The sequence below is a fragment of the Gordonia sp. w5E2 genome (assembly GCF_036540975.1).
Classification (GTDB): Bacteria; Actinomycetota; Actinomycetes; order Mycobacteriales; family Mycobacteriaceae; genus Gordonia; species Gordonia jacobaea.
The window spans coordinates 2,652,322-2,670,706 of sequence record NZ_CP144213.1 but is presented as its reverse complement, the minus strand read 5'-3'; the positions used below and the strand labels follow the sequence as shown (position 1 = coordinate 2,670,706).

The 18,385-nt window shown below is 66.6% G+C and carries 14 protein-coding genes; 12 read left to right on the top strand and 2 right to left on the bottom strand.

Features of this window, described 5'->3' with window-relative positions; all coding sequences use genetic code 11:
- Positions 1-59 precede the first annotated feature (59 nt).
- From RND64_RS11990 to RND64_RS11955, 8 genes are all read left to right on the top strand, one after another.
- The gene (locus tag RND64_RS11990; protein ID WP_049700679.1) at positions 60-491 is read left to right on the top strand and encodes a PaaI family thioesterase; all 432 of its coding nucleotides are present in this window, start codon (positions 60-62) and stop codon (positions 489-491) included.
- A complete protein-coding gene (locus tag RND64_RS11985) occupies positions 488-1,735 on the top strand; it encodes a DUF6986 family protein (protein ID WP_049700678.1) in 1,248 nt (415 codons plus the stop codon). The genes RND64_RS11990 and RND64_RS11985 overlap by 4 nt, the downstream gene beginning before the upstream one ends.
- 96 nt (positions 1,736-1,831) lie before the next feature.
- Complete coding sequence (locus RND64_RS11980) at positions 1,832-2,134, top strand: urease subunit gamma (protein ID WP_005206833.1); 303 nt, start codon at positions 1,832-1,834, stop codon at positions 2,132-2,134.
- Positions 2,135-2,291: 157 nt separating this feature from the next.
- Complete coding sequence (locus RND64_RS11975; protein ID WP_005206832.1) at positions 2,292-2,621, top strand: urease subunit beta; 330 nt, start codon at positions 2,292-2,294, stop codon at positions 2,619-2,621.
- 1 nt (position 2,622) lies between these two features.
- Positions 2,623-4,341, top strand: a complete 1,719-nt coding sequence (locus tag RND64_RS11970) for an urease subunit alpha (protein WP_049700677.1) — start codon at positions 2,623-2,625, stop codon at positions 4,339-4,341.
- Positions 4,342-4,379: 38 nt separating this feature from the next.
- On the top strand, positions 4,380-5,048 hold the full coding sequence (locus RND64_RS11965) for an urease accessory protein UreF (RefSeq protein WP_049700676.1): 669 nt from the start codon (positions 4,380-4,382) through the stop codon (positions 5,046-5,048).
- A 69-nt stretch (positions 5,049-5,117) separates the two neighbouring features.
- Complete coding sequence (ureG, locus tag RND64_RS11960) at positions 5,118-5,804, top strand: urease accessory protein UreG (protein ID WP_005206829.1); 687 nt, start codon at positions 5,118-5,120, stop codon at positions 5,802-5,804.
- The gene (locus RND64_RS11955; protein ID WP_049700675.1) at positions 5,804-6,511 is read left to right on the top strand and encodes an urease accessory protein UreD; all 708 of its coding nucleotides are present in this window, start codon (positions 5,804-5,806) and stop codon (positions 6,509-6,511) included. The genes ureG and RND64_RS11955 overlap by 1 nt, the downstream gene beginning before the upstream one ends.
- A 25-nt stretch (positions 6,512-6,536) precedes the next feature.
- Here RND64_RS11955 and RND64_RS11950 read toward each other — a convergent pair whose 3' ends face one another.
- Entirely contained in the window at positions 6,537-7,997 is a 1,461-nt protein-coding gene (locus tag RND64_RS11950) for an NAD(P)/FAD-dependent oxidoreductase (RefSeq protein WP_005206826.1), read from the bottom strand.
- A gap of 176 nt (positions 7,998-8,173) precedes the next feature.
- The gene (locus RND64_RS11945) at positions 8,174-8,791 is read right to left on the bottom strand and encodes a GNAT family N-acetyltransferase (protein ID WP_005206823.1); all 618 of its coding nucleotides are present in this window, start codon (positions 8,789-8,791) and stop codon (positions 8,174-8,176) included.
- 241 nt (positions 8,792-9,032) lie between these two features.
- On the opposite strand from RND64_RS11945, the gene RND64_RS11940 reads away from it, so the two are divergent.
- Genes RND64_RS11940 through recD form a run of 4 tightly spaced genes read left to right on the top strand, consistent with a single transcriptional unit; the run spans position 9,033 to position 18,369 of the window.
- Positions 9,033-9,527 (top strand): acyl-CoA thioesterase, encoded by a 495-nt coding sequence (locus RND64_RS11940; protein ID WP_235434459.1) that lies wholly within the window; start codon positions 9,033-9,035, stop codon positions 9,525-9,527.
- A gap of 18 nt (positions 9,528-9,545) precedes the next feature.
- The gene (gene recC / locus RND64_RS11935; protein WP_049700674.1) at positions 9,546-13,016 is read left to right on the top strand and encodes an exodeoxyribonuclease V subunit gamma; all 3,471 of its coding nucleotides are present in this window, start codon (positions 9,546-9,548) and stop codon (positions 13,014-13,016) included.
- Positions 13,013-16,501 (top strand): UvrD-helicase domain-containing protein, encoded by a 3,489-nt coding sequence (locus RND64_RS11930; protein WP_200903291.1) that lies wholly within the window; start codon positions 13,013-13,015, stop codon positions 16,499-16,501. Before recC ends, RND64_RS11930 begins: the two co-directional genes overlap by 4 nt.
- On the top strand, positions 16,498-18,369 hold the full coding sequence (recD, locus tag RND64_RS11925) for an exodeoxyribonuclease V subunit alpha (RefSeq protein ID WP_200903290.1): 1,872 nt from the start codon (positions 16,498-16,500) through the stop codon (positions 18,367-18,369). The genes RND64_RS11930 and recD overlap by 4 nt, the downstream gene beginning before the upstream one ends.
- Positions 18,370-18,385 lie beyond the last annotated feature (16 nt).

Sequence of the window (18,385 nt, the reverse complement as noted above, 5' to 3'; positions counted from 1 at the left end):
CGGGGAGCGGCACAGGGCCAGCGATGCTCGGCCGCGTGAGTCGTGACACTCTTGTTCGCATGACTGTTGACGACACGGACGATTTCACGAAGTTCGCGGGTAAGGGTCTCGACGCCCTGCTCGGCCTGCAGATCACCGACATCGACGACGACGGCGCGGTCACCGCGACTTTGGAGATCGATTCTCGACATCACCAGCCGTTCGGCATCGTGCACGGCGGCATCTACTGCGCAGTCGCCGAAAGCGTTGCCAGCACCAGTGGCTTCGTGTGGCTGTCCAAGCAGGGGCCGGGTCAGACCGCGGTCGGCGTCAACAACAACACCGACTTCCTCCGTTCTGTCAGCAGTGGCGTCGTCACCGCCACGTCGTCGCCGATTCATCGTGGACGCCGGCAGCAGCTATGGCGTGTCGAGATGTCCGACGACGCGGGTCGCCTCCTGGCCACGTCGCAGGTACGTCTGCAGAACATCGACCTGCCCGCGGGCGCGTGACGTCGCGGCATACGTTGGGCGCCGACGTCCGGCGCTCGGTCGAAGAGATCCTCGCGCCCGTCGACGACGACCTCGCGGCCCAATACCCCGGCGACCGGGCCGAGCCGCAGCCGGTGCACACGGTGTACGTGAGCGCTGCGGATGTAGACGAACAGACGCCGCGGTCGTGGGGCGACGAGGCGCTTCGGATCGCCGACGCCTCGTCGGGTGTCCTAGGTGAACTCGCCGACGACGACGTGGTCGCGATCGTGCTCGAGCGGTTACGCACCAACCCGATCGAGGACCTCCGGATCGACCTCGAAGACGGTTACGGGTGGCGTCCGGACGCCACCGAAGATGCCGACGCGCGTCGGGCCGGTGAGGTGCTCGCCGCCTGGACTCAGCAACGCCCCCACGCACCTCGGTCCGCGGGTGTGCGGGCCAAGGGGCTCGGGGTCGTCGAGCGCAACCGCGGTCTGCGCACGCTCGAACTGGTCCTCGACGCCGCGGGTGGGATTCCCGACGGTTTCGTGTTCACCGTGCCGAAGCTGCGCGACGTGCGGCAGGTCGATGCCGTGAACCTGCTGTGTGCCGAGTTCGAGCGCGTACACGGGGTTCCGGTCGGGTCGTTGCGGTACGAACTGCAGATCGAGATTCCGCAGGCGATCCTCGGCCAGGACGGTCGTGCAACGGTTGCCGAGGCGGTGCATCGAGGCGCCCCGCGGCTGAGCGCGCTGCACTACGGCACCTACGACTACAGCGCAGCATGCGGAGTCGTCTCGGCTCAGCAATCCCTCGCGCACCCGGTCGCAGATCACGCCAAGAACGTCATGCAGGCCGCGGCCGCGCAGACCGGCGTCTGGCTCAGTGACGGCTCGACGCAGGTCATGCCGACCGGCAACGACGCCCAGGTCGCGGCCGCGTTGCGGCGCCACCATTCGCTGGTGCTGCGTTCGCTCGAGCGGGGCTACTACCAGGGATGGGATATGCATCCGGGGCATCTGATCACTCGCTGGGCCGCGGTGACCGGGTTCTACCGGTCGGCGATGCCGACGGCGGTGGCGCGATTGCAGAGCTATTTCGAGCGACGTGGCGGCGACGTCGTCGACGAGCCGGCCACCGCAATGTCGTTGGCGCTGGTCGTCGGCCGGGGGTTGGCGGCAGGCGCGTTCACCGAGGACGAGGTCACGGCGATCGCTCCGCAGTGCACCCTGACCCGCCTCGCGCAGTTGCGCGCCACCGGCGGTGCACTAGTCGACGAGTGACGGCGCTTCGACGCGCCGCCGCGCAGCGCGCGTGGCAGTATGACCACACCAGCAGTGGGGTGTGTCGACCCCGCATCGTCGTGAAGAGGGGTTCAGGTGCGGCTGTCGCCACATGAACAAGAACGGTTGCTCATCTCCTACGCAGCGGAACTGGCCCGGCGCAGGCAGGGCAGGGGCGTGAAGCTGAATCACCCCGAGGCCGTCGCGTTGATCACCGATCACGTGCTCGAGGGTGCACGGGACGGACGCAGCGTCGCCGAACTCATGGCATCGGGGCGTGAGGTACTCGCTCGCGACGACGTGATGGACGGTGTGCCCGAGATGCTGCACGACGTTCAGGTGGAGGCGACTTTCCCGGACGGGACGAAGCTCGTCACCGTGCATCATCCGATCGGGTGATCCTGATGAACCACCGCGCGCACGCGACGCTGAAGAGCACGGCGATGCGACAGCGCAGCGCATCGCAGAAGCGCACGGCTACAACGTTTTCCGAGTTCGTGATGCCGTGTCTCGGCGTGTCGGCGACACCCGCGCGGCTGCCAGAACGAGAGGTGCCATGTCCGACAACAATCCCGCGGTGATCCCCGGCGAGGTGATCGCCGCACCGGGAACCATCGAGCTCAACGCAGGAGCCGACCCCGTGACCTTGACCGTCGTGAACTCGGGTGATCGACCCGTCCAGGTCGGGAGTCACGTGCACTTCCCCCAAGCCAATTCGGCGCTCGATTTCGACAGAGCAGCCGCGCGTGGCCGTCGACTCGACATCGCCGCCGGCACCGCGGTGCGATTCGAACCCGGCATCGAGATGACCGTGACGCTCGTACCGCTCGGCGGAACCCGTGAGGTGTACGGGATTTCGCTGGACGCGCCTGGAAAGGTTGACTGACATGGCAATTCTGGGACGCGACCGTTACGCACAGCTGTTCGGTCCGACGACCGGCGATCGAATTCGCCTCGCCGACACCGACTTGCTCATCGAGGTGACCGAAGATCGTTCCGGCGGACCGGGTCTCGCGGGCGACGAAGCGGTATTCGGCGGTGGCAAGGTGATTCGTGAGTCGATGGGACAGAGTCGCGCCACCCGCGCCGACGGCGCCCCCGACACCGTCATCACCGGTGTGGTCGTCCTCGATCACTGGGGAATCATCAAGGCGGACGTCGGTATTCGCGACGGCCGGATCGTCGCGCTGGGCAAGGCGGGTAACCCCGACACCATGGACGGTGTCCATCCCGATCTGGTGATCGGCGCCTCCACCGAGATCATCGCGGGCAACGGCAAGATCCTCACCGCGGGCGCCATCGACTGCCACGTCCACTTCATCTGCCCGCAGATCATGGACGAGGCGCTCGGCAACGGCATCACCACGCTGATCGGCGGCGGCACCGGTCCGGCGGAGGGGAGTAAGGCGACCACGGTGTCGCCCGGTTCGTGGCACCTCGCGTCGATGCTCGCCGCCACCGACGGCTGGCCGATGAACATCGCGCTGCTCGGCAAGGGCAACACCGTGAGTGCCGAGGCGATGCACGAACAGATCCGGGCGGGTGCGTCAGGCTTCAAACTGCACGAGGACTGGGGGAGTACCCCCGCCGCGATCGACGCGTGCCTGCGCGTCGCCGACGAGACCGGGGTGCAGGTCGCCCTGCACTCGGACACCCTCAACGAGGCGGGCTTCGTCGAGTCGACGCTCGGTGCGATCGCCGGACGCAGCATTCACGCGTATCACACCGAAGGCGCCGGAGGCGGGCACGCACCCGACATCATCACTGTCGCATCGGTTCCGAATGTGCTTCCGAGTTCGACGAATCCGACGCGCCCGCACACCGTCAACACACTCGACGAGCACCTCGACATGTTGATGGTCTGCCACCACCTCAATCCGACGGTGCCCGAGGATCTCGCGTTCGCCGAGAGTCGTATCCGACCGTCGACGATCGCCGCGGAGGACCTGCTCCACGATTTGGGTGCGATCTCGATGATCGGTTCGGATTCGCAGGCGATGGGTCGCATCGGTGAGGTGGTGTTGCGTACCTGGCAGACCGCGCATGTGATGAAACGCAAACGCGGATCACTGCCGGGCGACGGCGCAGCCGACAACAATCGCGCGCAGCGCTACATCGCCAAGTACACGATCTGCCCGGCCGTCGCGCACGGATTCGATTCCGAGATCGGGTCGGTGGAGACGGGTAAGCTCGCCGACCTCGTGCTCTGGGATCCCGCATTCTTCGGTGTCCGACCGGATCTCGTCATCAAGGGTGGCGCGATCGCGTGGGCACAGATGGGCGACGCGAACGCGTCCATCCCCACGCCGCAGCCGGTACTACCGCGTCCGATGTTCGGGGCGAGCGCACCGTTGGCTGCCGCGACGTCGATCAGTTTCGTCGCACCGGGCTGCGATCCCGACCTCGCCGAGCGAATCGGTGTGCGACGCAAACTCGTTCCGGTCACCGACACGCGCGGAATCGGAAAAGCCGACATGACCAACAACGACGCGCGGCCGGAGATCACCGTCGATCCGGACACGTTCACAGTCACCGTCGACGGCGAGGTGTGGGACGCGCCGCCCGTCACCGAACTGCCCATGGCACAACGCTATTTCCTGTTCTGAGTTGTTCATGCTCCCGCTCCGATCTCGAAAACCACACCATGACCCCACCTGACCAACCATCGCGCTACGCGGGCGCGCCGCTGGCAATGATGTTGTCGCTGGCAGATTCTCGGCTGCCCGTCGGCGGGCACGTGCATTCGGGCGGCGTCGAACAGGCCATCGCCGACGGCTTTATCCGTGGGGTCAGCGATCTCGCGTCCTTCCTCCATCGCCGTGTCACCACGAGCGGTCTGGTTGCTGCGTCCATCGCGGCGGCCGTCGCCGACGGCGGCCTCGACGTCGAGCGTGCGCTGCTGGAAACGGACGCACGCACGCCGTCGGCGGCCGCACGCAAAGCGTCGATTGCTCAGGGCCGAGGAATGCTCCGATTGGCCAAACGCATGTGGCCGGAACGGGATTGGTCCTCGCACACGCCGACGACGCATCTGCCGGTCATCAGTGGCGCGGTGGGTGCGGCAAGTGCCTTGTCGGGATTTCACACCGCCCTCGTGCTCGTGTACACGACGATGAGCGGTTCGGCGACCGCGGGCCAGCGACTCCTCGCACTCGACCCCGCCGACGTGGCGCTCATGATCGCCGACCTCGGTCCCGAGTGTGAACGTGTCGCGGCGTCGGCGGCGGTGGGTCTCGCCGATCTGTCCGATCCGGTTCTCGACGTGTTCGCCGAACGCCATGAGCGACAACCGATGCCACTCTTCATGTCCTGACGTTGTCTTTCAAATCCCTCAACTCACGTAGTCCAACCCGCACCGTCCACAGTCACCGAAAGGATCACCATGCCACCGCATCTCATCGACGGAGAGCCGCACAGCCACGATCACGATCGTCCGCGACGTCACCGCGAGCCGGGCGAGGCGTTGCGGATCGGTGTCGGCGGGCCGGTCGGCTCGGGCAAGACGGCTCTGGTTGCCGCGTTGTGCCGTCAGCTTCGTGAGGAACTCTCCGTCGCGGTCCTGACCAACGACATCTACACCACCGAGGACGCAGACTTCTTGCGGCGCAACGCGGTTCTGCCCGACGAGCGCATCACCGCTGTGCAGACGGGTGGTTGTCCGCACACCGCGATCCGCGACGACATCACGGCGAATCTCGACGCGATCGACGACCTGGTCGCAGCGAATCCACCGCTCGATCTGATTCTCGTCGAATCCGGTGGCGACAATCTCACCGCAACCTTCTCGACCGGTCTGATCGACGTGCAGATCTTCGTGATCGACGTCGCCGGTGGCGACAAGGTCCCCCGCAAGGGCGGACCGGGCGTCACTTTCTCGGATCTGCTGGTGATCAATAAGACCGACCTCGCCGAGCGGGTCAATGCCGATCTCGACGTCATGCGTCGCGACGCCGCCAAGGTTCGCGACGACCGACCGACCGCGATGATCTCGTTGACCGACGACCCGGCGGCCACCGATGTGTTGGCGTGGGTTCGCACGCAACTCGCGGCCCCCGTGGCGACGGGGTAATGCGTACCAGAGTCGAGATCGTCGTCGAGCCCGGTCGGCGCTTCCGACACCGGGCATCCGGTGGACTGGCCGTGCGCCAAACGGGTTCGCAGGCAGCGCATCTCATCGGAACGGCGGCAACTCCGCTCGGCGGTGACGACATCGAGGTGCGCGTCATCGTCGAAGCGGGCGCCCACCTCGACCTCGGCAGTGTTGCCGCGACCATCGCGCTGCCGTCGACGCGGCGTGTCGATTCGACGATGTCGTGGCACATCGAACTCGGGCCAGGTGCCCGGTTACACCTGCATCCAGAGCCGACCGTCGTCGCGGCCGGTGCTGATCATCGGTCGGAGATCGTGGTCGGAATGGCCGATGACGCGATCCTCACCCTCGCCGAGGATGTGCAGATCGGGCGTTCCGCGGAATTCGGCGACAAGGACGCCGCCGGGCGCTGGGAGGGCGGACTGCACGTCGATGTCGGTGACGCCCCCGCGCTGCGACACCGGGTCGCGCTAGGTGTCGGCTCCACCGCCCATCGGACCGGCCTTCGCGCGGCCAGCAGCGTCTTCCGTTACCCGGATACGCGCGATGATCAGGTCGACGGAGAGGCTTTCGCCGCCCGCCTGAGCTTGGCGTCGGGCGGATCGCTCGCTACCGCACTCGGAGAGAACGTCACACAGACACGGCGCCTCGTCGACGAGATGGAACTCGCGACGATGGCGCCGTGACCTGAACTATAAGTCGAGCAGGCGGTCAGCTCGCCTTGGTATCGGTTTTCTTCGCGACCTCGGCGTCGGCCTCCGATTTCTTCGCGTCGGCCCCGACCGATTCGCCCTCGACCTCGTAGATGGGCTTGTTCTCGAGTTCGGAGAGATGCCCGATGGCGGTGCGGGCGTAGACCTGCTGCTCGGTCACCGCGAGCTGGGTGCGACCGCGGGTGCTGAACGCGAAGAACCAGTTGATCAGCGTGTTGAGGCGGTTACGGAAGCCGACCAGATAGACCAGGTGCAGCGCCAACCAGCCGACCCATGCGAAGTAGCCTTCGGTCTCGAACCGCTTGTCGGTACCCGGAATCGGAACCGACATCACCGCGGAGAAGCGCGAGACCGTCGCCATCGAACCCTTGTCGTGGTACGAGAACGGCTTGCGCTGTTGCGGGGTCTGACCCTTGAGCTCGTTCTTGATGCAATCGGCCGCGTACCGACCACCCTGGATCGCGCCCTGCGCCATCCCCGGCACACCCTCGACGGACATCATGTCGCCGACGACGAAGACGTCGGGGTAGCCGGGGATCGACAGGTCGGCGAGCACCTTGACGCGGCCCGCGCGATCGAGTTCGACGCCCGACTGCTCTGCGAGTTGCTTGCCGAGTGGGCTGGCCTGAACACCGGCCGACCACACCTTGCACTGCGACTCGATTCGACGGGTCGTGCCGTCCTTCTCCTTCACCACGAGACCGTCGTAGTCGACGTCGACGACCATTGCGTTGAGCTGGATCTCGACGCCGAGCTTCTCGAGGCGCTTGGCGGCCTTGGAGCCGAGCTTCGGACCCATCGGCGGAAGGACAGCGGGCGCGGCGTCGAGCAGGATCACTCTCGCCTGGGTGGGATCGATGTTGCGGAATGCGCCCTTGAGGGTCTTGTCGCTCATCTCGGCGATCTGCCCTGCGAGTTCGACACCCGTCGGTCCGGCTCCCACGACGACGAACGTGAGCAGCTTGTCGCGCTCGGCCGGATCGTCGGACAGTTCTGCCTGCTCGAATGCACCGAGAATCCGACCTCGCAGTTCGAGCGCGTCGTCGATCGTCTTCATGCCGGGGGCGAACTCGGCGAACTGGTCGTTGCCGAAGTAGGACTGATCGGCGCCTGCAGCGATGATCAGTTTGTCGAAGGGTGTCTCGGTCACTCTCTCGAGCAGACGCGACTTGACGACCTTGTTCTTCAGATCGATCTCGAAGACGTCACCCATGATGACGGCGGTGTTGTTCTGCTTCCGCAGTACGACGCGGGTTGCCGGAGCGATTTCACCCTCGGCGACGATTCCGGTCGCAACCTGATAGAGCATGGGCTGGAACAGATGGTGCGTGGTCTTGGCAACCAACGTGACGTCGACGTCGGCCTTGCGGAGTCGCTGCGCGGCGAACAATCCGCCGAATCCCGAGCCGATGATGACGACACGGGGACGAGCGGGGGCTGTCGGAGCGGGGCTGCTCATGATCGAGAACATCTCCTTCGCGCATTGCAGGAACGACGCGCAGGGCGCGCGTACATCTCAACGGTAGTCAATGATCAGTCGTAGGTCGCGGTGAGCCTTGGGTTGACGCCGAACTGCTCGCGCGGCCGTGCTGCGGACGGCGTCACGTATGTCTGATGTGGCACGTCACCCCGACGTCACGCTGGAAGGTTCATCACCTGGTGTCGACGTGCGTCGGCGCCCATGACCAGCGCTTCCCAATGGTGTCTGAGCAGCTCGTACTCGAGTTCTCCGAGGTTGTCGCGATTCCCGTGAGCATGCTCGTACCGCCTGCCGAGGTGGTCGCCGCCCGCGCGTACGCCCGACACCCGCATACCGAGCTTTTCCATCACACGTCGCGACGAGGAATTGCGCAGAGTGGTGCTCGCGAAGACACGCTCGGTATGCAACTCGTCGAATGCGAGTCCGACGACGGCGCGGGCAGCCTCGGTGGCGAGGCCACGGCCCCACGTGTCGCGGCGCAGCCGATAGCTCAGCTCCATCTCCGAGCGCTGACTGTGACGCGGCGCCCGCAGGAGCACCCAGCCGAGAAATGCCTGATAGCGCTGGTCGATGGCGATCCACATCCCACCCCGACCGGTGCTCAGTTCCGCTCGGGCGCGGGGAATGACCCAGTCGGAGATCTCGGCACGCGGCGTCGGGCGCCCGTCTGAGACAAATCGCATGACCTCGGGATCGGAGTCGAGAAACACGAGCGCATCGACGTCGGTCGAGTCGACCGGTCGCAGCCGTAGACGGCGAGTCTCAACGTTCACACATCCCCCAAGAAAACCGAGCGTGCCGGGCGGTTCGTGGCCCCCTGCAAGTCTCTCCCCGGTCAGGGAGTCTACGTAGTATCAGGCCGAGCCGGGTCAGATCATCGCGGTGTGTCGCGCGCGTCTCCGACGCGGTGTGCCAGGGGCGTCTCCGACGCGGTGTGTCGTGCGCGTCTCCGACGCGGCGCCTGTCGAAGACTCCCCGCCGCCGATGTCGGTTCCGCCGGATAGGCTGCGGAGCGTGTCAGATACCACTATTCCGATCGTCGGTAGCGAACCAGCCGCCGACGCCAGCCCCGGCACGGTGTCGCCGTCGGGTGCAACCACGGTCTCCCTACAGTTGCGCTGGGGCGACATGGATGTCAACAAACATGTCAACAACGTGCAGTTCGCTCGGCTGCTCGAAGAAAGTCGTGTGCGCACGTTCGCAGAGTGGTTCGAGGGGGTATCGGTCGTGCTACCGATACTGGTCGCGCGTCAGATCATCGAGTTCCGCGCAGTGCTCGAGTACTCGTTCGACCCTGTCACCATCACCACCGGCGTCTCGCGAATCGGGCGGACGTCGTACACGATGTCAGCCGTCCTGACCGATCCGTCCGGTCTCGTGTGCGCCGTTGCCGAGACCACGCTCGTCGCCATCGACCCGAGCACTTCTCGCCCGCGACCCCTCTCCGACGATGCCCGCGCCATTCTCGAATCGCATCGCATCGAGCCGCAGCCGATGCACACGAACTGACCGCGGTCGGAATCACCCGTGTTGACCCTTCACCGCGCAGAGCGCAGCGATACCCTCGCCGACGCACTCGCCGACGTACTGCGGGTTCCGCTTGCCGATCCGATGGCAACCGAGGTCATCTCAGTGCCTGCGCGCGGCGTCGAACGATGGCTGACCCAACACCTCGCGACCACACTGGGCGCAGGCGCCGGCGGTACCGACGGGATCGCCGCGAACATCGACTTCTCGTCACCTGCGGCACTGAGCGAGGCCGTGGTGGATGCCGTGCGTACAACACCGCGGTCGCATGCGGGACCGTACGGCCGTCACGATCCATGGGAGCCAGGGCGAATGGTGTGGCAGGTCCTCGCCGTTCTCGACGAGAACATCGACGACCCGGCACTCGACATCATTGCGCGACATATCGGTTCGGGTCGCGCCGCGACGGGCGGCTCGGGTCGCGCCGCGACGGGCGCCGACAACGACCTGCGGGTCGGCCGACGCTTTGCCACCGCCCGTCATCTCGCCGACCTCTTCGATCGATACGGGCGCCAGCGTCCAGCGATGCTGGTCGAATGGGCCACCGGCCACGACACCGACGGAACCGGTACCGAACTCGCATCGGACATGGTGTGGCAAGCACGTTTCTGGCGGGCGGTGCACGCGCGGATCGGCGTCGACCATCCCGCGCTTCTCCTCGACGACGTGTGCGCACGCGTGCGCACCGATCCGGATTCGGTGGACCTTCCCGAACGCCTGAGTGTCTTCGGTACGACTCGTGTCACCGAATCATTCCGACAAGTACTGTCGGCGCTCGCGCCGCACCGCGATGTGCACCTCTTCCTCCCGCACCCCTCGCCTGCACTCTGGTCATCGGTGGCGCGCGCCACTACACAGACGGGCGCCAATAAACAGACAGGCGCTGTGGCATCGGAGACCGTCGATCAGGTGCCGCGCCGCGCCGACCGGCCGATCCCCGCGATCGATCATCCGCTGCTCGCCGGGCTGTCGCGCGATGTGCAGGAACTCCAGCAACGCATAGCTCCGATCGTCGACAGGGATATCCATCACGAGCCGCAAGTCGAGGCGGGCGACCATCCGGCACGTCTGCTGCCGCGCCTTCAGGCCGACCTACGCGACGACACGGTGCGCCCGGCCACAGCGTCGGCCGACTCGTCGCTGGAGATACACGCGTGCCACGGTCCCGAGCGACAGGTCGAGGTCATGCGCGACAGGCTGCTGCACTTGTTCGTCGACGATCCGACTCTCGAACCGCGCGACGTCCTCATCATGTGTCCCGACGTCGAGTCGTTCGCACCACTGATCCGTGGTGCATTCGGTCAATCCGGACTCAACCACCCGGCATTCGAACTCAGGGTGCGCCTTGCCGACCGCGGTCCGCGCCAGATGAACCCCGTCCTCGACGTCGTCGCCTCGATCGTCGAACTCGCCGCGACCCGAGCAGCGGCAGGCGACGTCGTCGACCTGTTGAGTCGTTCGCCGGTTCGTTCGCGATTCGCGATCGACGACGACGATCTCGACATGATTCGGGAGTGGTTGGCGCACAGCAACATTCGCTGGGGTCTCGGAGAGAATGAACGCGCCCGATTCGGTCTGTCCGGGTTTCGACAGGGCACCTTTGCCAGCGGTGTTGATCGCATCGCCCTCGGAGCGGTCGCCGAGGAGGCCGACGGCGAGTGGTTGGGAACAGCGCTCCCGCTGGCAGGTGTGGAAAGCACCGAGATCGACCTGGTTGGCACGTTTACCGAGTTCGTCGACCGGCTGTCAGACCTCTTCGACCGCATGGGCGGGCGCTCCTCCCGTGCCACGTGGCTGCAGACACTGATCGACGTCGTCGACCAGCTCACCCTGTCCGCTCCCGGCGAAGAATGGCAACGGGCACAGGCGGTTCGGGTGATCACGGATGCGCTCGACGCCGATGACTCGGATTCGCAGGAATTGCTGTTGGCCGACGTCCGTGACCTCATGGCCGGGGTGGTCGCGGGACGGCCGACGCGCGCCAACTTCCGGACCGGCGAACTGACCGTCTGCACCATGGTGCCGATGCGTTCGGTCCCTCACCGGGTGATCGTGCTCCTCGGGGTCGACGCCGATACCTTCCCACGTGCCCAGCGCACCGACGGCGACGACGTCCTCGGCCGTGATCCGCTTGTCGGAGAACGAAATCCGCGCGACGAGGATCGTCAGCTATTCCTGGATGCGATCGGTGCCGCACGTGATTCGCTCCTCGTGTTCTACAACGGGGCCGACCCGGTGAGCGGAAGCCGCATCCCGCCGGCGGTGGTCGTCAGCGAACTCGCCGAGAGTGTCGCCACCCTGCGAGGACTCGACGATCCGTCCGACGTTGTCATCAGCCACACTCTGCACGGATTCGATCGGCTCAACTTCACGCCCGGCGCACTGTGCTCGATACCCGCGCCGTTCAGCTTCGACGCCGAATTGCTGGCGGGCGCACGGGCTCTCGACGCCGATGCGGTGCCGTCCACGCGACTGTCCGATGTCGAAGTCGGCGCAGCGGAATCCGCCGACATCGAACTGCGCGACCTCGTCGCGTTCCTCACGAACCCGATCGAGGGCTTCGTGCGCCAGCGACTCGGCGCGCGTATGCCAGACGACGATCGGGCACACTCCGACGAACTCGACGTGGAACTCGACGCCCTCGACAGGTGGGGCGTCGGCGACCGATTCCTTCGACACATGCTCGCCGGCGACGACCTCGTCACCTGTCAGGCCGCCGAGTTGCGGCGTGGCAATCTGCCCCCGTACGAATTCGGGCGCCGCGAACTGGCCGAGATCTCCGAGACCGTCTCGCGTGTGTACGACGCTGCCGCTTCGGTACGCACGCAGCCGCCGGTCACCCGCGACGTCGTCGTCGCGTTGCCCGACGGTCGTCGTGTCCACGGCAGCATCGCCGACATCGTCGAGAACTCGCCGTTCGGTACGACGATCGTCACCGCGACGTACTCGCGTGTGCGGGCCAAGCAACGCATGACCGCGTGGTTGGGGTTGCTGCTTCTCGCGGCGTCGGCCACCGACGCGCCACCACCGTCGGCGCTCGTCGTCGGTCGCGGTGGGGCGGGGGCGGTTGCACAGTCCATGCTGACTGCCCCCGACGACGCACGCGGCGTGCTCAACGATCTCGTGCGTCTGCGCGATCTCGGGTTACGCTCGCCGCTTCCGCTACCACTCGAACCTGCTGAGGAGTACGCAAGCAAGGTGCGTGCGGGTGTGCGGTCCGACGCGGCGGTGGAGATCGCACGACGCAGCTTCGACGGGATGTTCGGCGCGGGCACCGACACCTACCTGCGCTTCGTGTTCGGGGCCGACGTCACGTCGTCGGTCGCATTCGACGAGATCCTGCGGATGTCGACCTCCGACGACTCCCGATGGGCGGACGTCGACGTGCCGGGAGAGCCCGACGCGCCTCTGTTCACCAGGCTTGCCCGCGCGCTCTGGAATCCGCTCCTCGACCACGAGACGATGTCATGACCGGCGCGCACACAGCCCCCGACACGGAAAGCCCGCAACCGGCAAACGCCGCTGCGCAGCAGCCATTGGATGTCGCTGCGCCGCAGCCTTTCGACGTCGTGGCACCCCTGCCAGGGGGCACGACCGTCCTCGAGGCGAGCGCGGGTACGGGCAAGACGTACGCGATCGTCGGCGTCGCGGCCCGACAGATCGCCGACGGTCTCCCGATCGACAAACTGCTGCTGGTCACGTTCAGTCGATCGGCGACCGCCGAGCTGCGCGAGCGTATGCGTGCTCGCCTCGCCGAACTCGTCGTCGCGCTCGACCCGTCCCGCGTGCACTCTGATCGTGACGGCGACGACGACCCTGTTCTGCGTGCCGTGCTGACCGGAGGCCCCGACGAGATCGCCACGCGCCGTGGGCGACTCATGCAGGCGCTCTCCGATTTCGACGCGTCGACGATCGCGACGACACACACGTTCTGTAACCGGATGCTCGAAGCGCTCGGCTTCCTCGGCGAACGCGAATTGATCTACGACGTCGTCGAAGACACCGACGACATCGTCGAACAAACGGCGCTCGATCTGTACCTGTCGTCGTACGCGGGTGATTCCGACCGCCCACCCTTCTCCGTCGGGGAGGCGATGGCGATCGCCCGTGAAGCCGTCCGCAGCGCAGGGGTTCCGCTGGCTCCGCAACCCGACGACGCAGCAGACGCCCGACCGTCGGCCGCAACCCAGCGGGTGCGTTTCTGCGAGCGCGTGCGAAACCGTGTCGAGCGTCGAAAGCGTCTCGCGCGCCTGCGAACCTACGACGATCTTCAGATGATCCTCTACCGCGTCGTCACCGACCCGGAGTTCGGTGAGGCGGCGTGCAAGCGAATCAGGGAGTCGTTCACGCTGATTCTCGTCGACGAGTTCCAGGACACCGACCCGTTCCAGTGGGAGATCCTGCGGCGGTGCTTCCACGGCCATCGACAATTGGTCCTCGTCGGTGATCCGAAACAGTCGATCTATGCGTTCCGCGGCGCGGAGGTCCGCAGCTATCTGACGGCTGTCGACGTCGCCGATTCGCTCCGTGCGCTCGACACGAACCACCGTTCCGACGCCGACCTCGTGACCGCGCTGGATCGGATCTACGGCGGCGCCAGCCTCGGCGATCGATCGATCACGGTGCATCCCGTTCGGGCCGCGCGGTCGGGGAGTCGACTCTCGGGTGCACCGGCGCTGCGGGTACGTGCCCTGTCGCGAAGTGATTTCACCGTCCGTGGAAAGAGTGGGTACCCGTCGGTCGCCGATGTCCGGGCCGCGATCACTGCCGACGTCGCGAACGACATCGCGCGGTTACTCGCCTCCGACACACTGCTCGACACCGGCGACGGACCACGCGCTGTCACACCGGGCGACATCGCGATTCTGGTTCGCACCAACGGCACGATCGAGCCGCTGCAGCGAGCGCTTGCTGAGCTCGGCGTCGCATCGGTCGTGGGCACCGGGACAAGTGTTTTCCGTACGATCGGCGCGCTGCACTGGCTGTGGGTGATCCGAGCGATAGAGCAACCCGCGCGTGCCGACCGGGTCCGGCTGGCCGCCCTGACGCCCCTGATCGGTTGGGAGGCAAGCGAACTCGCGGCAGCGTCGGACACACGGCTGGCGGAGCTATCGTCGACGTTCGCCGAACTCGGTCGAGTCTTCGCCGACGGCGGATTCGCCGCGCTGTCCCAACGTCTCCTCGCGGCCGAGAACGTCGCTGCGCGCGTGCTCGGCATCGACGACGGCGAACGCGCACTGACCGACCTGCTGCAGGTGGCGTCACTGGTGAACAAGCACGTCGTAGAGACGGAGTGCGGTTTGGCAGGCGTCGTGGAGTGGCTCGCCGATCGCATCGCCGATGAGTCACAGTGGCGGCGCCATGAAGATCAGACCCGACGTCTCGACCGCGACACGCACGTCGTGCAGATCATGACCGTGCACGCGAGCAAGGGACTGCAGTTCCCGATTGTGTACGTACCGTTCGGGTGGGACGCCGCGCGGGTCTCGAAGCCGAAAACCTTTCGCTACCACGACGACGCCGGTCGTCGTCATCTCGACGTCGGTGGCGAGGGCACCCGCGGCTGGGGCGAGCGGATCGCCCGTCGTAACGACGAAGAAGCGGGGGAGGACCTGCGCCTGCTCTATGTTGCATTGACGCGCGCCGCATCTCAGGTGGTCGTGCACTGGGCGCCGTCCTTCAATACGTCGAAGGGCCCACTGCACCGATTGTTGTTCGGACGGCACCAGGCGGGGGGTGGCGCCAGCGACGGGACGGTGCCGACCTCGGTGAACGTGCCGGACGACCACACGTGCGTGTCGACGCTGCGTGCGCTTGCGGCCGACCCGCCGGTCTCGATCAGTGTCGAGCACGCCGACGGCTCGCAGGCACCGGTGTGGACACCTCCCGACCACGCGGATCGCCATGACGAACTCGACGTCGCGCGGTTCACCCGCACGATCGACCAGCAGTGGCGTCGCACCTCGTACTCAGCGCTGATCGCCGGTGCCGCGCACCGGCATCCGACCCTGACGACCGGTAGCGAACCCGACGTCGGCTCCGCTGCCGACGGTGAGTTGATCACCGACGAGCCCGCCGACCCCGTCGACCCCGACGATCCTTACGCGGCAACGGTTCCGGCAGCCGGACAGGTTTCGGAGCTCCCCGACGGGACGCCGTCGCTGATGAACGGAATGCCGTTCGGAGCGGCCTTCGGAACCCTCGTCCACGAGGTGCTCGAGTACGTCGACACCGCGGCGCCCGACATCGACGACCACGTTCGTGAACTGTGCATGACGTCGGCGTCCAGGCATGCGCTCGACGTCGACGTCGCCGACCTCGCCGCCGCGCTACGTGCCGTGCTGACGACTCCGCTGGGGTCGCTCGAGGCCACCCTGTGGTCGATCAAGCCGCGAGATCGACTGGCCGAATTGGACTTCGAGTTCCCACTCGGCAACGCGGTGTCAACCTCGGCCGCCGCGGCAGTCCTGTCCGACGTCGCGGCTTTGATGAATCACCATCTGCCCGAAGATGATCGGCTTCGTGCCTACGCCGAGTTGCTCGCCGAGATACCGCCGCGCGCGCTGCGCGGCTATCTCACCGGAAGTATCGACTCGGTGCTACGTACATCCGACGGCCGGTACGTCGTCGTCGACTACAAGACCAATCGGTTGCGTCCGGGCGAGCTGAACGCGGACGACTTCACCGCCGATGCGATGGCCGCGGAGATGATCGGTGCACACTATCCGCTGCAGGCTCTGCTCTATTCCGTTGCGTTGCACCGGTATCTACGTTGGCGACTACCCGGGTACACACCCGGCGAGCACCTCGGTCCGGTGCAGTATCACTTCGTGCGGGGGATGGTTGGCGCCGATACCCCGCCGGGTTGTGGGGTCTACGAGTGGGACATCCCCACCGGGTTGGTCACCGCGTTGTCAGACCTGCTCGCAGGAATCGAAGGGGGCGACGACCGATGACCACCGAGACCCCTCAGTCACTGGCGGTGAACGATGCGCGGCGAGTCCGCGACGCCAACGGCATCCTTGCCGAAGCGAACGCCGCGGGCCTTTTCGTGGCATCGGATCTGCACATCACCTCGCGCGTGGTCCGCATGTGCGGCGAGCCGGTGTCGGTCGCGGCTCAGGTTGCCACCGCATTCGCCGTGCGCTCGGTGCGTCTCGGGTCGACGTGTTTCGCGCTTGCCTCCGTCGACGATCTCCCGGGCGTGGGATCGCTCGCGCTTCCGAGTGCCGCCGAGATGCTCGCCGAACTGCGCGATTCTCCGCTGATCGTCGGCGCCCGCGGGTCCACACTGCAGCCCGTCGTGCTGATGGATTCAGACGACGGTCCGTTGATCTATCTCCAGAAGTACTTCCGCCAGGAACAGTCGATCCGTGAGACGCTCGCCAACCGCGCGACCAGTGCGCCCGATGTCGATGCGGCCGCGGTGCGGGCGCAGGTCGAGCAGGTGTTCGCCGACAGCACCGCAGAGCCGCGACAGCGCCTCGCGGCTGAGGTTGCCGCCTCGCACTGGACGTCGATTCTCGCCGGTGGGCCGGGCACGGGAAAGACGTACACGGTCGCGCGGATTCTTGCCGTTCTCGACAACCTCGCTGTTCTCGACAACGTCGCCGGAGGTGGCCTGCGCATCGGCATGTGCGCGCCGACCGGTCGAGCGGCAGCCCAGTTGCAGGCGTCGGTCGACCTTGACGGGACGTTGCCCACCTCGGTGCGGGCGGTGACCGTGCACAGCCTCCTCGGCTGGCGCCCGGGCTCGACGCCCCGCTACGGACGGGCCAACAAGCTGCCGCACGACGTGATCGTCGTCGACGAGACGTCGATGCTGTCGATGACCGCGATGAGCAGACTGCTCGACGCCGTCCGCTCAGACGCTCGGCTGATTCTCGTGGGCGATCCCCACCAGCTGGCCTCGGTGGAAGCGGGTGCAGTCCTTGCCGACCTCGTCGAGCGTGCGCCCGGCCCCCCAACCCCGTCGGCGTACCCGACGATGCCGCTCGACTCGTCGATCGAATTGGATGCCGACGAATCGGCACGTCTGAGTGACGGAGTCGTCACGCTGCGTCGCGGGTTTCGATTCGGCGGTGAGATCTCCCGCGTGGCCGATGCGGTCAATCGTGGCGACGCGGATGCCGTCGTCGACCTGGTCACCTCGCCTGAGATCGCCGACGTACAGCTCGTCGCCCCCGACAACCTCGACTCCGTACGCGACGACATCGTCGCCTGGGGCAGGGCGCTGCACCGCGCGGCGCACACCGGACACGTCGACGCCGCGTTGGCCGCGCTCGACTCGCACCGGGTTCTGTGCGCGCATCGTGAGGGGCTCTGGGGCGTTCGCGGTTGGCAACGACGCGTTGCCGACTGGCTGTCGGAGTCGCCGGGCCTTCCGCGGATCGAGCTCGACACGATGGTGTGGTCAGTGGGTGAGCCGCTGCTCGTGACGTCGAACGACCGACAGACCGGGACGTTCAACGGCGACTGCGGAGTGGTTGTCCGTACCGGTGACGAGACCGATCCCGACCGGGTGCAGGTCGCGTTCCGCCGCGGCGCGCAGGAGCGCCTGATCGCCCCGGTGCAACTGCCAGACGTCGCACCCGCGTACGCGATGACGATTCACCGCAGTCAGGGAAGCCAGTTCGGAGGTGTTACCATCGTGCTGCCGCCGTCGGGCTCAGAGCTGCTGACCCGTGAACTCCTCTACACCGCGATCACGAGGGCACGTACTCGTGTGCGGATCGTCGGAACGCGAGAAGTGTTGGCCGAGGCCGTTACTCGCCGTGTTCATCGGGCAAGTGGGTTGCGGTCGTCGGTCCGGGACCTGGCCTGATTCGGATGTCCTCGGC

What these genes read in the sequence shown, in the direction of transcription:
- RND64_RS11930 (WP_200903291.1), top strand. Translation starts at nt 13,013, where the DNA reads ATGACCGGCGCGCACACAGCCCCCGACACGGAAAGCCCGCAACCGGCA.
- recD (WP_200903290.1), top strand. Translation starts at nt 16,498, where the DNA reads ATGACCACCGAGACCCCTCAGTCACTGGCGGTGAACGATGCGCGGCGA.
- RND64_RS11965 (WP_049700676.1), top strand. Translation starts at nt 4,380, where the DNA reads ATGACCCCACCTGACCAACCATCGCGCTACGCGGGCGCGCCGCTGGCA.
- RND64_RS11950 (WP_005206826.1), bottom strand. Translation starts at nt 7,997, where the DNA reads ATGAGCAGCCCCGCTCCGACAGCCCCCGCTCGTCCCCGTGTCGTCATC.
- RND64_RS11975 (WP_005206832.1), top strand. Translation starts at nt 2,292, where the DNA reads ATGTCCGACAACAATCCCGCGGTGATCCCCGGCGAGGTGATCGCCGCA.
- RND64_RS11955 (WP_049700675.1), top strand. Translation starts at nt 5,804, where the DNA reads ATGCGTACCAGAGTCGAGATCGTCGTCGAGCCCGGTCGGCGCTTCCGA.
- RND64_RS11990 (WP_049700679.1), top strand. Translation starts at nt 60, where the DNA reads ATGACTGTTGACGACACGGACGATTTCACGAAGTTCGCGGGTAAGGGT.
- ureG (WP_005206829.1), top strand. Translation starts at nt 5,118, where the DNA reads ATGCCACCGCATCTCATCGACGGAGAGCCGCACAGCCACGATCACGAT.
- RND64_RS11970 (WP_049700677.1), top strand. Translation starts at nt 2,623, where the DNA reads ATGGCAATTCTGGGACGCGACCGTTACGCACAGCTGTTCGGTCCGACG.